Annotated in this window: 14 protein-coding genes; 8 read left to right on the top strand and 6 right to left on the bottom strand. The window is 43.2% G+C overall.

Features of this window, described 5'->3' with window-relative positions; all coding sequences use genetic code 11:
- Positions 1-170 precede the first annotated feature (170 nt).
- Complete coding sequence (locus LKE01_RS05165; protein ID WP_054769088.1) at positions 171-1,499, bottom strand: aspartate kinase; 1,329 nt, start codon at positions 1,497-1,499, stop codon at positions 171-173.
- A complete protein-coding gene (locus tag LKE01_RS05160; RefSeq protein WP_056981049.1) occupies positions 1,499-2,677 on the bottom strand; it encodes a homoserine dehydrogenase in 1,179 nt (392 codons plus the stop codon). Before LKE01_RS05160 ends, LKE01_RS05165 begins: the two co-directional genes overlap by 1 nt.
- A 103-nt stretch (positions 2,678-2,780) precedes the next feature.
- Between LKE01_RS05160 and thrC the strand changes: the two genes are divergently transcribed.
- The 4 genes from thrC to LKE01_RS05140 all read left to right on the top strand — a co-directional run bounded on the left by thrC (position 2,781) and on the right by LKE01_RS05140 (position 7,121).
- The gene (gene thrC / locus LKE01_RS05155; RefSeq protein WP_056981052.1) at positions 2,781-4,286 is read left to right on the top strand and encodes a threonine synthase; all 1,506 of its coding nucleotides are present in this window, start codon (positions 2,781-2,783) and stop codon (positions 4,284-4,286) included.
- Positions 4,258-5,163 (top strand): homoserine kinase, encoded by a 906-nt coding sequence (thrB, locus tag LKE01_RS05150; RefSeq protein WP_056981054.1) that lies wholly within the window; start codon positions 4,258-4,260, stop codon positions 5,161-5,163. The genes thrC and thrB overlap by 29 nt, the downstream gene beginning before the upstream one ends.
- Positions 5,141-5,575, top strand: a complete 435-nt coding sequence (locus tag LKE01_RS05145; protein ID WP_054769089.1) for an ACT domain-containing protein — start codon at positions 5,141-5,143, stop codon at positions 5,573-5,575. The genes thrB and LKE01_RS05145 overlap by 23 nt, the downstream gene beginning before the upstream one ends.
- 190 nt (positions 5,576-5,765) lie before the next feature.
- The gene (locus LKE01_RS05140; protein WP_056981056.1) at positions 5,766-7,121 is read left to right on the top strand and encodes a threonine/serine exporter family protein; all 1,356 of its coding nucleotides are present in this window, start codon (positions 5,766-5,768) and stop codon (positions 7,119-7,121) included.
- 75 nt (positions 7,122-7,196) lie between these two features.
- Here the strand turns inward: LKE01_RS05140 and LKE01_RS05135 are convergent, their stop codons facing one another.
- Positions 7,197-8,108: an NADP-dependent oxidoreductase gene (locus LKE01_RS05135; protein ID WP_054769090.1), complete on the bottom strand. Its 912-nt coding sequence runs from the start codon at positions 8,106-8,108 to the stop codon at positions 7,197-7,199.
- A gap of 192 nt (positions 8,109-8,300) precedes the next feature.
- Here LKE01_RS05135 and LKE01_RS05130 point away from each other — a divergent pair, with 192 nt between their 5' ends.
- Complete coding sequence (locus tag LKE01_RS05130; protein ID WP_056981059.1) at positions 8,301-9,131, top strand: undecaprenyl-diphosphate phosphatase; 831 nt, start codon at positions 8,301-8,303, stop codon at positions 9,129-9,131.
- Positions 9,132-9,194: 63 nt separating this feature from the next.
- Here the strand turns inward: LKE01_RS05130 and LKE01_RS05125 are convergent, their stop codons facing one another.
- Together LKE01_RS05125 and LKE01_RS05120 are read right to left on the bottom strand one after the other, a co-directional pair.
- Complete coding sequence (locus LKE01_RS05125) at positions 9,195-9,923, bottom strand: alpha/beta hydrolase (RefSeq protein WP_056981061.1); 729 nt, start codon at positions 9,921-9,923, stop codon at positions 9,195-9,197.
- An 18-nt stretch (positions 9,924-9,941) separates the two neighbouring features.
- Positions 9,942-10,718, bottom strand: coding sequence for a CHAD domain-containing protein (locus LKE01_RS05120; RefSeq protein ID WP_054769091.1), 777 nt, complete (start codon positions 10,716-10,718; stop codon positions 9,942-9,944).
- Positions 10,719-11,054: 336 nt separating this feature from the next.
- Here LKE01_RS05120 and LKE01_RS05115 point away from each other — a divergent pair, with 336 nt between their 5' ends.
- Entirely contained in the window at positions 11,055-11,519 is a 465-nt protein-coding gene (locus LKE01_RS05115; protein ID WP_056981063.1) for a hypothetical protein, read from the top strand.
- 146 nt (positions 11,520-11,665) lie between these two features.
- Here the strand turns inward: LKE01_RS05115 and LKE01_RS05110 are convergent, their stop codons facing one another.
- A complete protein-coding gene (locus tag LKE01_RS05110) occupies positions 11,666-12,199 on the bottom strand; it encodes an HTH domain-containing protein (RefSeq protein WP_054769092.1) in 534 nt (177 codons plus the stop codon).
- A 386-nt stretch (positions 12,200-12,585) separates the two neighbouring features.
- On the opposite strand from LKE01_RS05110, the gene LKE01_RS05105 reads away from it, so the two are divergent.
- Together LKE01_RS05105 and LKE01_RS05100 are read left to right on the top strand one after the other, a co-directional pair.
- Positions 12,586-14,040, top strand: coding sequence for an APC family permease (locus tag LKE01_RS05105; RefSeq protein WP_056981065.1), 1,455 nt, complete (start codon positions 12,586-12,588; stop codon positions 14,038-14,040).
- Between the two features lie 17 nt (positions 14,041-14,057).
- Entirely contained in the window at positions 14,058-15,410 is a 1,353-nt protein-coding gene (locus LKE01_RS05100) for an aspartate aminotransferase family protein (protein WP_056981067.1), read from the top strand.
- Positions 15,411-15,530: the final 120 nt, after the last annotated feature.

Raw genomic sequence — 15,530 nt, 5'->3', positions numbered from 1 at the left:
CCCGTTCACATGCCGCTATGGCTAATGCCACTGTTAGGGTATCATAGAAAAGGGGAAAATGAAATACTTTTAGGTACATATTTATTTATTTGGTACACTTTTTATTATTATTTTGTACTCAAGCAATAAAAAAAGAAGGTAGAAAATTCTACCTTCTCAACGTTTATATATTAGATGACCATCTTAAGTCTGGTCGCACTTACAGCAGTACTTCGATAAATCTTTTCAATCGTCTTTTCATAGTCGCTGTTGGCAACTCCGAAGACAACTTTGATGTCGCTACCTTCCTGAACAACCAGATGAATCTTAATCTGGCTGTTGTCCAACAAGTCTAATATCTTACCGGCAATCGCTGGTCGTTTACCAAATTGGGAAGAAACGGCCGCCACCATGGCGATATTCTTTTCTAATTTTACATCGTCCAAAGAACATTCCGACTTCAACGAACTGACGATTGCCATCAGCTTACCGTCAACGTCTGCTCGTTTCGCTAAGAATTGAACAGAATCCGTTCCAGCTGGTACATAGTCAAATTTTACGCCGAACTTTTGGATGACTGAGAATACTTTAGCCATCACATCCAAACGTTTGTTTAACTGATACTTCTTAATTGAAATGACAATGTAGTCCTTCTTGCCGGCAATTCCAGTTACCAAAGAAGGGGCTGTTTTATCAGCAGAATCGACAACCAGTGTTCCGTCTTCTTCGGGGTGATTGGTGTTTAAAATTGCAATTGGAATCTGCTTTTCTTTAGCAGGTTGAATGGCTTCTTCTTGGAAAACGCTAATGCCCATGTATGACAATTCTTGAAGCTCTTCATAAGTAAGTTCGTTGATCTTGCGGGAATTGTTGATGATCCGTGGGTCGGCCATCTTGATACCGGACACGTCAGTCCAGTTCTCGTACAAATCAGCATCCACGAAGTTGGCCAGTAAAGCACCGGAAATATCACTTCCACCACGAGGCATCAAGTGAGTCATCCCATGTTCGTCAACACCATAGAATCCGGGAACCACAATATGGTCATCATAACTGATAAAGTCACGAAGCCGGTTAATTGACTGACCATAATTAACCCCTTTCTGGTCAAACACTAGGAAGCGGGCAGCGTCAATAAATTGGTAGCCTAAAAAGTCAGCCATTAACTTGGCGGTCAAAAATTCACCTCGAGATACGAGATAATCATGACTGCATGTAGGAATTTCCTTACTGATCTTCTTGAGGTCGGTTTCAATGCCCACCTTCAAACCAAGTGCATCCCTGATTCCAACAAATCGGCTCTGAATATGATTGAACACCGGCATGTAATCTTCACCTGCGTCTCTGAGCTTTTCAACTTGAATCAACAGGTCGGTGACTTTAACAGCCTCACGATCACTTTTACCCGCAGCGCTCACCACAATCATTTTGCGATCTGCGTTTGCTTCAACGATGGCGCGGACTTTCTTAAATTGTCCTGCGTCTGCAACTGAACTTCCACCGAATTTTGCTACTATCATTATTCTGCTCCTCCTTCCTTAGTTGGTAAACTTGCCATGAATGCTGATTCATCGCGTTTTAATACTTTCTTCATCAATTGGTGCATCTGGCCAACGGGAATATCGTGGATGAGAAGATAATCACCGCGGAGTTCTGATTCAAACCCCTTGAATAGTGGTGAACAGTCAATCTCTGATCTGACAATATAGTCGTTCTTGGTCAAATCGGGCTGATATTTGAAGCTGCTTTTAAAGGTTCGCTTCAAATGCTCCTTCCCCTGGTAAATATCCAAAATATCTTGAATCACAGCGTTGGCAGTTGGTAATTGACCGGCTCCCTGACCCATGAACTTCAAGGTTCCAATGGTTTCACCAATCAGTGAAATCAAGTTGTAGTTGTCACGGGTGTGGGCTTCCAACGTGTCCCCATAGTACAGGGTGGGTTCAACCATGTAGTCAAATTCATTACCCCGCTGATGACTTTTACCCATCAACTTAATGGTCATCCCCAGCTTGTCGAAATGGGTCATATCGTCTTCAGTAATATTTCGAATTCCAAAGATCGGCAGGTCGGCGGTTGGCTTGATGAACAAGTCATAGGCAATGTCGACGCTGATACATAATTTGTTGGCAACATCGAGGCCATCAATATCGGCACTTGGATCAGCTTCCGCATATCCTAATTGTTGAGCTTCCATCAAAACTTCATTGAAAGGCTTCCCGGTGCGGTGCATCTGATCAAGGATGAAATTGCTGGTTCCATTGAAAATCCCTTGAATCTTGTTGACATCATCAACCCGCAATGCCCGTTCCAATCCTTGAATCCAAGGAATCCCACCACCGACACTTGATTCAAAATAGAACTTGGCGTCGTTTTCGGCAGCAACCCTGGTAAATTCATCCATATACTGGGCAATCACTGCCTTATTAGCGGTAATCACATGCTTCTTATGCTTCAATGCATCAACTATGTATTGATGGGCCGGTTCAATCCCGCCAATGACTTCTACCACAACGTCAACATCATCGTCATTTAAAATTTCATCAATTGAGTCGGTCATTTCCGGTAAATCCGGTTTTTTATTTTTTCTAATTAAGATGTGCTTTACATGGAGGTTTTGAGCCTGACGTTTTGCATTTTGTATAATTTTGTAAACGCCTGTACCAACTGTCCCAAATCCTAATATTGCAATATTCACAGCTTCAACCTCCAAATTTATTGTGTTCACAAATAATAAACACTTGTATTTAACATGAAAACAGATTATCATATAAATCATAGAAATGCAAGGAGTAAAGTTGATGAATAAATATTATACGAGCACGAGAAACAGTTCAGTACAAATCTCAGCTAAGCAGGCTATCAAGAAGGGCTTCGCTGATGACAAGGGTCTCTTCGTTTATCCCGACTTGGAAAAGCTCCAAGTAAACTTCGAAAAATTAATTAAATTAAATTATCAAGACATCGCCCGAGCAGTCCTCACGGTTTTACTGCCAGACTTTTCCGCCGACGAAATTGATGAGAGTATTAACACCGCGTACAAATCAAGCTTTGATACGTCAAAGATCACCCCGGTAGTGAACGTTGACAACTTCCACGTTTTGGAATTATTCCATGGCCCTACCAGTGCATTTAAGGATGTCGGCCTTCAATTGCTTCCTCAATTAATGAAGCATGTGTTAACCGACAATAATAAGGTAATGATCTTAACGGCTACCAGTGGCGACACTGGTAAGGCTGCCCTGGAAGGCTTTAAGGACCTCGCCAATATGGGAATCATCGTTTTCTATCCCGATGGCGGTGTCAGCAAAGTTCAGAAGCTCCAGATGATCACGACTGGCGGGAACAACACCAAGGTTGCCGCGATTGAAGGGAACTTCGACGATGCTCAAACCAATGTTAAACGGATTTTCAATAATGAAGCGCTGAAAGAATCCCTCGGTGACGAGGTCAGCCTATCCAGTGCCAACTCAATCAACATTGGCCGACTCATCCCTCAAGTTGTTTATTACTTTGATTCCTATAAACAATTGGTCAACGACGGATCAATCAAAGTTGGCGACAAGGTCAACTTTACCGTTCCAACCGGAAACTTCGGTGATGTACTCGCCGGCTATTACGCCAAGATGCTTGGCCTGCCGGTTAACAAGTTCGTTGTGGCATGTAATGAGAACAACGTCCTCGCCAATTTTTTCAACCACGGCGTGTACGACCGCAACCGGCCATTCTTCCAGACGGTCGCCCCAAGTATGGACATCCAAATTTCCAGTAACTTTGAACGGCTTCTCTACTATAAGAGTGGTGAAAATACCGAATACGTCAAACAATTAATGGACGATTTGGAAGACAGCGGCAAGTATGAGGTTTCAAAAGAGGTCCTCGCCAATATTCAAGAAGACTTTTATTGCGGTTACAGTACCGATGAAGATATTGAAAGTTCAATCGCAGAAGTTTACGAAAAAAACGGCTACCTGATGGATCCTCACACCGCCGCGGGCTATAAAGTCATGCGTGACTACCAAAAGATCGATCCCGATACCCCAATGATTCTGCTGAGTACCGCCAGCCCATACAAATTTGTAAATGCGGTGGCCAACGCGGTGCTGCCCGAAACATCCGATGACGTTCAAAAGGTAATGAAGGACTTACATGAAGCGACTCACGCACCAATCCCGGATAATCTGCAAAAAGTTTGGGACCTGCCAGTCCGTCACGAAAGTGTGATTCAAAAAGATCAAATGACTGATTACGTGAAGCAAAAAGTTGAGGAGGTATTCTATGATAAAGATCAAAGTTCCAGCAACTAGCGCAAACGTCGGCGTCGGCTTTGACTGTCTTGGCTTGGCGGTGTCGTATTATTCCACCATTACATTTGACGAAAGTGCCGAACATCTCATCATCACCGGATCCCCCAAAGAATTTCAAAATGAAGACAACTTAGTCTACAAAGCCTTTGTCAAAGGCTGCAACTTCTTGGACAAGCCGGTACCAAATGTCAAAATCGACATCGAAGGCGACGTACCGGTTGCCCGCGGACTTGGCAGTTCATCAGTCTGTGTTGTTGCCGGGCTCAAAGCCGCCAGTGTTTGGTTCGACGATGCCATTTCAACCGACCAGCTGTTGGTATTGGCAACTCAAATGGAAGGTCATCCCGACAATGTCACCCCAGCCATCCTCGGTGGTTTATGCGTATCGTTTCTTGACGACCAAAACCAACCCCAAGTAATCCAATATGGGGTGAGCGACAAGCTGCACTTTGTTGCCATGATTCCGGACTATGAAGTCAGCACCCATAAAGCTCGCAAAGTATTGCCGAAAACATTGAGTTATGCGGATGCCATTCATCAAGTCAGCCACTGTGCTGCGATGACCAAAGCTTTGGAAATCGGTAACAGCGACATGATTCATGAGGCTTGCGATGACCGGATGCATGAACCCTATCGAGCTGAATTGATTCCGGATTACAGTCAGGCAAAAAACATTTCTGAACAATTTGGCGGAACAATGTACATTAGCGGCAGTGGTTCCACTATGATGGCAATCACTGCAGACGAAAAGGACGCCGATCGAATCGTTAACAATGCCCAAGCCGCATTTCCAAAATGGATTGTGCGCAAGATGGCTGTCGATTCAACAGGCGTCGTGAGTGAGGTAAGCGAACGTGGAAAAGTATTACATCGTTGATAGCTCGATTCTCCCAGAATCTTTTGATAAGGTGATTCAAGCCCGTCAGCTGTTGGAGAGCGGTAAAGTTAAGCAGGTCAGTGAAGCTGTAAAGGTCGTCGGCATCAGCCGGGGAACCTTCTATAAATATAAAGATCTGGTCTTCTTACCCGAAGAGGGCGTGATGGACAGAAAAGCCGTCATTTCCCTTATGCTTGAAAACCAGCGCGGCATCTTGTCGAAGGTTTTGACGACAATTTCAGAAACGAATGCCAGCGTATTAACGATCAACCAAAACATCCCGATTCATAACATTGCCAGTATCGTGATCTCACTGGACTTAAGCAACTTTTCAGGGACGATTGACAGTCTCCTGGAAAAGATCCGCCAAGTCGAGGGCGCAAGTAATGTCCAGCTGGTGTCAATTGAATAACCGAATCGGCTCAATAACATGCCAAATAAACACCAATTTTGATCCTTGATAATCATTATCAAGGATTTTTTGTCCCGGATTCCTTAAACTTTCAACTGTAAGCCTTTACCAACTTGAAAATTGTTTGACTGTCCGCATATAATACATAATTGTATGCATTTACCGATTTAAAAGTATTCTGGAGGAAATCATGGCAAACAGCCAGCAACCAAATGTACCAAAAAAATTCCATCTATCGCAGAATCATCATATGACGATTCCCTGGAAGTCATTCACGTTGGATGAATCTGTCCCTGCTAAAGAAGCCGGCTTGAGGGAACGGGCTTCAATCGTTGGCCGGGTCGGAATTGTCATGCTTTCATGTGGAACCGGAGCCTGGCGGGTTCGTGATGCCATGAACACCGTCGCCAGAGTTTTGGGGCTTACCTGTTCAGCGGACATCGGCCTCAGTTCTCTACAGTTCACCTGTTTCATTAATGACCACAGTTATTCACAGGTACTGGCACTGCCAAATACCGGTGTAAACACTGATAAGTTGAATTCATTGGAACACTTCGTGAAGTACTTTGAGCGCGATTTTGGGATGGCAACCGTCAAACAAATCCACACAAGAATTAGCGAGATTGAAAAGCGCCCCGTTCAGTACAATCCAGTCATTTCTGGGTTCGCAGCTGCATTAGCCTGCAGCGGATTTATTTTTTTGCTGGGAGGTGGAATTCCAGAAATGATCTGTTCCTTTATTGGCGCTGGAATCGGCCAGTTTTTCCGGGGATCAATGGGAAAGCAGCACCTTACCACAATCGCAAGTATTGCCATTGCGGTGGCCATTGCCTGTCTTGCCTATATGTTTTCCTTTAAAATTTTTGAAGCCAATTTCCAAGTGCTGGCACAACATGAAGCTGGGTATATTGGAGCAATGCTGTTCGTGATCCCAGGATTCCCATTTATCACCAGTTTCTTGGACATTTCCAAATTGGATATGAGATCTGGGCTTGAACGACTGGCGTATGCGATTATGATTACCGCAGTTGCGGCATTAGTCGGGTGGCTGGTTGCCCTGCTGTTTGACTTCAGACCTGAGAATTTCCTGCCGCTGGGCTTATCACCAATTGCCTTAATGCTGCTGAGAATTCCGGCAAGTTTTTGCGGGGTCTACGGATTCTCAATTATGTTTAACAGTTCTCAAAAAATGGCAATGACGGCCGGCTTGATCGGTGCGGTTGCCAACACCTTAAGACTTGAAATGGTTGACCTGACAACCGTTCCACCTGCAGCCGCAGCGTTCATTGCTGCGTTGGTCGCTGGGTTGATCGCATCTCTTGTTAACCGTTACAATGGATATCCACGAATTTCACTGACTGTTCCATCAATCGTCATCATGGTCCCCGGGCTGTACATCTACCGGGCAGTCTATAATATCGGAATCAACCAAATCAGCGTTGGTGCATTATGGCTGACAAAGGCGGCTCTGATTATCATCTTCCTGCCAATGGGCTTGTTTGTGGCCAGAGCATTAATGGATCGTGAATGGCGCCACTTCGATTAGTACAAACGACAACAATATAAAATCAAACAAAAAGTCGGCCTCCGTTTGGGAGACCGGCTTTTAATCTGGTCAAAACTATTTAATGATTACGACCCGACCATCATGCTTTTCTTCAAGCAGCTGGTGGCCTTTGACAAACCCTGCTCGAGTAAATGGCAGTGTGTAGCCAATTTTAATATCTAATTTTCCATCCCGCATAAGATCGATCACCGCCTGCATCGCTTCGCGGTCGGTCATCGCGTTGGTTGGAAAAATGTGAACGAATTTCAATGCTTTATCCGTTGTTGGCGCCTGATGAGCAACGCTGGCAATCACCCCATTGGGTTTTACCATCTTAATGTCGTCATCGGTTCCGGCTCCGTTCATTGCCATATTTAAAACTACATCGCCGGTATCAGCCAACTCCTCTGCCGGATCAGTTTGATCATAGGCAACAAATTTAACGGCACCGATTGATTTGACATAGGCTTCGTTGTGACTGGAAGCAATGCCGATCACTTGAGCGCCAAGGTCGGTGGCAATTTGCACCGATAAGGAACCGACACCACCAGAAGCGCCTTTGACAATAACCGTTTGCCCGGGCTTAACATCCGCAAAGTATTTCACGGCTTTATAGGCGGTCAACCCAGGAGTAATGAGTCCGACAGCCCGGGTAGGTGTCAATCCATCGGAAACAACAACCGTGGCGTCCAAATCACCAACCACATATTCCGCATAACCATGTTCAGTGTGTGTCATGACCGTTTGGCCAACACTTAAATCGGAAACTTGATCGCCAACTTTAACGATCTCCCCGACAACATCACGACCTGGAATATACGGTGACGTGGTACTGCGGCCATTTTCCCATTCAGCCCGTTCACGGTTGTTCAATCCAACCGCAATCGTTTGAATCAAAACCTGGTCTGCTGATATTGTTGGTTCTGGAACATCATATTCTTGGAAGACTTCTGGAGCCCCATGCTTCTCATATCCAAATGCTTTCATAATCTGTTCCTCCTCATTTCTTCAACTAGCGCAATTGTAAGCGCAATCATGGGTAGGAGCAAGTAATTGGAATCGTTAAATAATTTAAAGATTTAGTATCAGTCTTGTAAATATTACGAAAAACAATTCCTTAATTGGCAATTTTATGGCATGCTTACTTTATAAAACTAAATGGATTGGAAGTTGGCACGTATGTTAGATATTATCAAAGCTATTATTCTTGGAATTGTTGAAGGAATTACTGAATTCCTACCAATTAGTTCAACCGGACATTTAATTCTGGTTAACGAATTTATCAAAATGAGTCAAAGTACCCAGTTCACAGATATGTTCAACGTTGTTATTCAACTGGGTGCCATCATGGCGGTTGTTGTGTTGTACTTCCACAAACTGAATCCTCTGTCACCAAGCAAAACCCATGTCGAGCAGCATGACACTTGGATCTTATGGTTCAAAGTCATTGTGGCTGTCTTGCCTTCAGTTGTGATCGGACTGCTGTTCAATGACTGGATGGATGCCCACTTAATGAACTGGGCGGTTGTCGCCGCAATGCTGCTTTTATATGGTATCTTATTCATCGTAATCGAGAACCGAAACGCAAACCGGCAACCAAGGTTCACGGATTTGGGACGCCTCTCATACAGAACAGCATTTATTATTGGAATGTTCCAGCTATTATCACTTGTTCCAGGGACTTCCAGATCAGGGGCAACCATTCTTGGTGGAATCTTGATTGGTACATCACGCTACGTTGCTACTGAGTTCTCGTTTTTCTTAGCCATCCCAACAATGTTTGGTGCTTCTCTATTAAAGGTATATAAGTACTTCAGCAATGGTGGTGCGTTTACCGGCTTGCAAACCGCAATTCTTCTTACCGGAATGTTTGTGTCGTTTGTCGTTGCCTACTTCGCTATTCGATTCTTACTGAATTACATCCAGCACAACAACTTTAAAGTATTTGGCTGGTACCGAATTGTTTTAAGTATCATCGTGATTATCTACTTCGGCTTCATGGCCCGTTAATCAAAAACCAGTTACCAATTTTTATTGGCAGCTGGTTTTTGATTTAGATTTACTATCAGGCAGCTAAACACCAATCAGCCAATTCAATACGTCAGGCAATATTCTTTGCCAATAAAGCCAATCGTGCCCACCTCGACTCGTGTGGAAACCAACGTTCAAGCCTAAATCATTTTTCAAATAAGCAGCAAACTGCTCGTTAGATGGTTTGAAATCGTCTTGGTCACCAACACAATCATAGAATCGCAGTTGTTTGAGCTTCGAAAGCGAAGCGTTGGCAGCCATTTTTTCCAGGTATCCCGCTGGTCCCGGGCCACCAAAAATGTTTCGATAATCCGGCATTATCTTGGGAAGTTCCGTCAAATCAATTACCGAAGACATTGGAACTATGGCACTAAACCATTCCGGATGCGTGAAAGCCAATTTAAATGCACCAAAGCCTCCCATCGAGACCCCGCCGACAAAGTTATCTTTTGGATCGGTAGATAGCGGCAGTAAGTTTCTCATCTCAGGAATTACTTCATCAACCAAATAATCCCAGTATGGCAAGCCATCTTTCATATTCATATAGAAGCTTCGGTTCATTTCCGGAGTAATAACAACCAGATTGGTGTGTTTCGTCAACACTTCCAGATTTGTTTTTCGAATCCATCCACTGCCGTCGTCACCCAAGCCATGGAGTAACCACAGAACTTGTAGTTTTTTGTCTCGCTGGATCTCATTTGGGAGAATCACATAAATTGTTGTCTGTTCTTCCAACGCGCGCCATGCACGTGTCAATTTCAGAATCGCCATGATTGTTCTCCCTTAAAATCATTTAAACTTCTTGAGCTGCTCGTCAGCAATTTTCAGCAACAGCTGCTTATCGGCATCTTTGGTAACGGCGTTGGCAAGTTGACGAAGACGCATATAGTTCACATGGGCATCGGTGATTGTGCCGGTATCGTCTTGAATACTCTTGGCCAACTTGGCACTCTTTTCAGCCTTATTGGCAGCAAATTCCGCAAAATTAACCGATGCATATCGAAGTGTCTTCGAACGCTTTCTTACGTGGTGAACTTCTGGATAGTTTTTAAAATCAAGCTTGTCATACATTTTAATCAATTTATGATTTCTGCGGTTCAATTCCTTTGAAATGTACTGGTGCCAGTTGCTTGTCTGGTTAAACTTCAAATCGAAAATCTGTTTATGAACCTCAGTGAGTTCATTTTCAAACGCATGATGTTCCTGATCACTCAAAGTCCGTTCCATTTCCTGCTGGCGACTATCCCGCAGTACCGTGAATAAATGTCGATATCCACGGCCTTCTTCCGGGTGATGATAGGCGTATTCACCTGCTTGTTCGATTAACACGTCGAGTTCCCGCAATGTGTTAAATAAAGTTGCCGCCCGGCTTAAATTAGAATCAATACTTTCATAGACTGCCGGATCAATCCGCCGTTTAAGAAACTTAACCAAACCCCGAAGAGTTCGGATTGTGACCCGCAAATCATGTGTGCGATCCGGATCATAGGGGTTGTTAAGGTACCTGATATTTTCAACCAAAATTGATTGATATCGATCATGCAAAATAGATTGAATAGATGCCATTATGCTCCCTCTTTTCATCATTACGGATAAATCCATTTATAAAACGTTATTCACGTTCATTTTAACTAATCAGCAAGTATAAATACATTGATTAGCACTGGCAAAAAAGCCGTCCTCATCAATTTGTAATAAACTGCTGAAGTAATTATCGTTGAACAATTGGCTTCGTTTTCATGAAAAGGCATTCTAAAATTAGACTCAAAAATTGATAGAAATTAGCCTTGAATCGTTGTATACTCGCTTCAAATAGAGATTCATACAAAGAACGACGTTTATGAAAGCACACGGTTTTCTTTCACAACGAATCCAATTACATATGTTCAAGGAGGCACTATCATGAAAGTATTTTTGGATATAACTGATTGTCTAATGCTTTATCTTCTGATTTCCCTTTGGATCGGCGACTTCTTATCAAAGAATTCCCTTGGAAAATCGTCATCTTACGTGTCAAAGCTTGTTTCTCGCGATGCTTCTCCCTTACAGGTTGCTATTAAACAACCGAATAAGCTGGAAGGAGAAAAGTTGGCCTTTGTAACGAAGAAATTAAGGGCCATTAATAACTGGTATTGGTTGGCAAGCAAGACCAAGTCCATGGTCTGCCTGTTGGTCCTGGAAGAAGTTCTTGTCATGAACGCCAAACAAAATTGGGGCCTCATTGCCGTGGAGCTTTCTATTCTCGCCATTTGTGCATTGATTCTCGCTGCTGATCTTCGGGTTAACCTTCTCCGTTCACAATTGGAAAAGGAACTCAAACCATATGAAGAACGCTTGTGGTTTGAATATCATTACAACAAAGAATAATTCAATAATAGAAAAAGGAAGCAGGATTCGTTCCTGCTTCCTTTTTTATACAAAAGAATGAGCTGTTTAAATAATAGCTACTGATTTCGGCCGGCGCCGATGTATCCGTGAATGTTGAATCTTAATCGAAAAATGAATTGAATATCTTATCTGCCAAACTGCCACCAGTGCTTTTTCTTTCCTGAGTCTTGAAATCGCGCATTGCTCGGCTGGTAGCTGTCAGGAATTTTGTCCTCCGACTGTTCTTCTTCATCAACGGATTCTGGAATGGTTTGCTTGATTGAAGAAGTACCTTTGCTTTCCAACTGCTTGAGCTTATTTTGGACATCCAACTGAAGACGTTGTGATTGATCAAGAAGTTGATGTAGTTCTGCGATTTGTTTGTCCTTTGCATCAATCTGCTTACGTTGATCTTCAAGCTGTTCAGCTAATAACGCCGTTTGCTTATCGCTACTCTTAATTGCTAACTGGTTAGCGGTTTGCTTTGGTTCGTCCTTTGAAACGTGTGATTCCTGGTTCTTGAATTGGCCTTTGAGAACTTCAACACCCTCATCTTTGATCAGAATCTTGTTTCCCTTTTTTATCGTATATGTATCTCTGAACTTATCGTCCATATGTTTTCTAATTGCAGTTTTCGATACCGATAATTCGTCCGCCAACTCTTTGATAGTCAGTTCCATAATGTCGCCCCCAACATGAGTAATTTAGTTTGCCAACAGGCTGTTGGCAGTCGCACAAGACTATTATAGTGATTAACACACCGTTCGGCAAATAAATTCTGAAGTTTCCTAATAAATAATTATAACAAAGTTTCCATTAAAATGAGAGTTTAATTAGATTTTGTGTTGACAATCTAATAAAAAATGAGGTAAACTACTCGCATGCTGAATCAAAATTAACAGAAAATTTGTGTATTTGTAATGATTATTTACATAATTATTGGTCGAGGAAGAAAACCGCGATCGTTTTCGTATTTACAAAGTATGGTTTCCGCAATACGTTGTTTGTCATTTTCGAAAGTTTTCGTTTGGCTATTAAATTTCAAAATGAGATTAGGAGTGATTATATGAGTAGTTTGACAGATAAAATGTTTCGAAAAGAAGATCCGCTTGTGTATCAAGATAAGGATTCTCATTTGATCCGAAGCCTAACCACAAAAGATTTTCTTGCACTGGGTGTTGGAACCATTGTTTCAACTTCAATCTTTACCTTACCTGGTGTTGTTGCCGCCCAACATGCCGGTCCTGCCGTTGCCCTTTCGTTCTTGGCAGCAGCGATTGTTGCCGGGATTGTTGCCTTCGCATATGCTGAAATGGCTGCAGCAATGCCGTTTGCCGGTTCGGCTTATTCATGGATCAACGTTGTCTTTGGTGAATTCTGGGGCTGGATTGCCGGCTGGGCTTTATTGGCTGAGTACTTCATTGCCGTGGCGTTCGTGGCTTCCGGGCTTTCCGCCAACTTCCAAGGGTTAATTTCACCGGTTGGATTTAACTTACCCAAAGCATTATCCACTGCCTCTACCGGTGATAATGGCGGGTTGATGGATCTGGTTGCAATTATCGTCATTATTCTGGTAACCACTTTGCTTTCACGTGGTGCATCGCAAACGGCCCGTGTTGAAAACACCCTGGTTGTCCTTAAAGTTATTGCCATTCTTATTTTTATTTTTGTTGGTGCAACTGCACTTAAATCAAGTAACTACACACCATTTATTCCAAAGTACCATGTTAATCCTGATGGATCGGCATTTGGTGGTTGGCAGGGAATCTATGCCGGGGTTTCTGAAATCTTCCTGGCATACATTGGTTTTGATTCAATCGCTGCCAACTCTGCTGAAGCAAAGAACCCACAAAAGACCATGCCTCGAGGAATTCTTGGCTCATTGGTGATTGCCGTTATCCTTTTCATTTCAGTGGCTTTGGTATTAGTTGGAATGTTCAAATATTCAGATTATGCAAATAACGCCGAACCTGTTGGCTGGGCACTTCGTCAAAGTGGCCACGCAGTCGTTGCCACAGTTGTTCAAGCAATTGCGGTTGTCGGTATGTTTACTGCTTTAATTGGTATGATGCTTGCCGGATCACGTTTGATTTACTCATTTGGACGTGACGGTTTGCTTCCTAAATGGCTTGGCAAGTTGGACAACAACCTGCCTAACCGGGCATTAGTTGTTTTGACAATTATTGCCATTGCACTTGGGGCATTCTTCCCATTCACTTTCTTGGCACAATTGATTTCCGCCGGTACATTAATCGCATTCATGTTTGTATCTCTTGGAATTTACTCATTGCGTCCACGTGAAGGTAAAGATATCCCAATGCCAAGTTTCAAGATGCCACTTTACCCTGTATTACCGGCACTTGGCTTCTTGGGTGCCCTCGGAATCTTCTGGGGACTTGATATTCAGGCAAAAACATACGCCCTCGTTTGGTTCGTTTTGGGAATGGTCATTTACTTCGCATATGGAATGAGTCATTCAACAGCAACAATTGATAAGAAAACCGAACACGAAAAAGAATAACAAAGGTTGGTGATTTCATGGGTAACTTGGACAAAGCTTCTAAATTAATTGGTGAAGAAAACAAGTACTATGCTCGTTCTGCGCGAATCAACTATTATAATTTAGTAATCGATCACGCTCATGGGGCAACATTAGTGGACGTCGACGGTAACAAATATATTGATTTGCTGGCAAGTGCATCCGCCATTAATGTTGGTCACACCCATGAAAAAGTTGTTAAAGCCATCACTGATCAGGCACAAAAATTAATTCATTACACACCAGCATATTTCCACCATGTACCCGGAATGGAACTCTCCGAGAAGCTGGCAAAGATTGCCCCTGGAAACTCTCCTAAAATGGTCAGTTTCGGTAACTCCGGTTCAGACGCAAACGATGCAATCATCAAGTTTGCGAGAGCGTACACCGGCCGTCAGTACATTGTCTCTTACATGGGATCTTATCACGGTTCAACGTATGGTTCGCAAACCTTATCGGGAAGTAGTCTTAACATGACCAGAAAGATTGGTCCAATGCTTCCCAGCGTTGTGCATGTTCCATATCCTGATTCATATCGCACTTATCCAGGAGAAACCGAACATGATATTTCGTTACGTTACTTTAATGAATTCAAGAAACCATTTGAATCATTTTTACCCGCTGATGAAACGGCCTGTGTTCTGATTGAACCAATCCAAGGTGATGGCGGAATCATCAAGGCACCGGAAGAATACATGCAGCTGGTTTATAAGTTCTGTCACGACAACGGCATCTTGTTTGCAACCGATGAAGTCAATCAAGGCCTGGGTCGAACTGGAAAATTATGGTCAATTCAACAGTATAAGGATATTGAACCCGATTTAATGTCAGTTGGTAAATCGTTGGCATCCGGCATGCCTCTTAGTGCCGTCGTAGGTAAGAAGGAAGTCATGCAGAGTCTTGATGCTCCTGCCCACTTATTTACAACTGCCGGAAACCCGGTTTGTTCTGCAGCTTCCTTGGCAACATTGGACGTCATTAAAGATGAAAAGTTGGTTGAAAAATCAGCTACTGATGGCGCCTATGCCAAGAAACGATTCTTAGATATGCAAAAACGTCACCCAATGATCGGTGATGTCCGCATGTGGGGCCTCAATGGCGGAATCGAATTGGTCAAGGATCCGAAGACAAAGGAACCGGACAGCGATGCCGCAACCAAGGTTATCTACTATGCGTTTGCTCACGGAGTGGTTATTATCACCCTGGCAGGCAATATTCTGCGTTTCCAGCCGCCTCTGGTCATTCCAAGAGAGCAATTAGACAAAGCTCTTCAAGTCCTCGACGATGCTTTTACGGCCGTTGAGAATGGTGAGGTTGAAATCCCTAAGGATGCTGGTAAGATTGGCTGGTAAAAATTAGCATTAGCTGCTTCTGCCAAGTTAAAATCAAATTTAAATATATGCAAAAGGCGAGAATCTTTAATTTAGATTCTCGCCTTTTCTTCTTAATTATTAGGGTCTGTCTGGAAACTC

Origin of the sequence: Lentilactobacillus kefiri, from assembly GCF_007989105.1 — a bacterium.
Lineage (GTDB): Bacteria > Bacillota > Bacilli > Lactobacillales > Lactobacillaceae > Lentilactobacillus > Lentilactobacillus kefiri.
Note: the sequence above shows the minus strand (reverse complement) of the source record. Positions and strands in the feature narration are given on the sequence as shown.

Bases quoted from the DNA above. Each gene is read 5' to 3' on its own strand.
- thrB (WP_056981054.1), top strand. From the start codon at position 4,258: ATGATAAAGATCAAAGTTCCAGCAACTAGCGCAAACGTCGGCGTCGGC.
- thrC (WP_056981052.1), top strand. From the start codon at position 2,781: ATGAATAAATATTATACGAGCACGAGAAACAGTTCAGTACAAATCTCA.
- LKE01_RS05110 (WP_054769092.1), bottom strand. From the start codon at position 12,199: ATGGAACTGACTATCAAAGAGTTGGCGGACGAATTATCGGTATCGAAA.
- LKE01_RS05135 (WP_054769090.1), bottom strand. From the start codon at position 8,108: ATGAAAGCATTTGGATATGAGAAGCATGGGGCTCCAGAAGTCTTCCAA.
- LKE01_RS05120 (WP_054769091.1), bottom strand. From the start codon at position 10,718: ATGGCATCTATTCAATCTATTTTGCATGATCGATATCAATCAATTTTG.
- LKE01_RS05130 (WP_056981059.1), top strand. From the start codon at position 8,301: ATGTTAGATATTATCAAAGCTATTATTCTTGGAATTGTTGAAGGAATT.
- LKE01_RS05140 (WP_056981056.1), top strand. From the start codon at position 5,766: ATGGCAAACAGCCAGCAACCAAATGTACCAAAAAAATTCCATCTATCG.
- LKE01_RS05100 (WP_056981067.1), top strand. From the start codon at position 14,058: ATGGGTAACTTGGACAAAGCTTCTAAATTAATTGGTGAAGAAAACAAG.
- LKE01_RS05115 (WP_056981063.1), top strand. From the start codon at position 11,055: ATGAAAGTATTTTTGGATATAACTGATTGTCTAATGCTTTATCTTCTG.
- LKE01_RS05105 (WP_056981065.1), top strand. From the start codon at position 12,586: ATGAGTAGTTTGACAGATAAAATGTTTCGAAAAGAAGATCCGCTTGTG.
- LKE01_RS05125 (WP_056981061.1), bottom strand. From the start codon at position 9,923: ATGGCGATTCTGAAATTGACACGTGCATGGCGCGCGTTGGAAGAACAG.
- LKE01_RS05165 (WP_054769088.1), bottom strand. From the start codon at position 1,499: ATGATAGTAGCAAAATTCGGTGGAAGTTCAGTTGCAGACGCAGGACAA.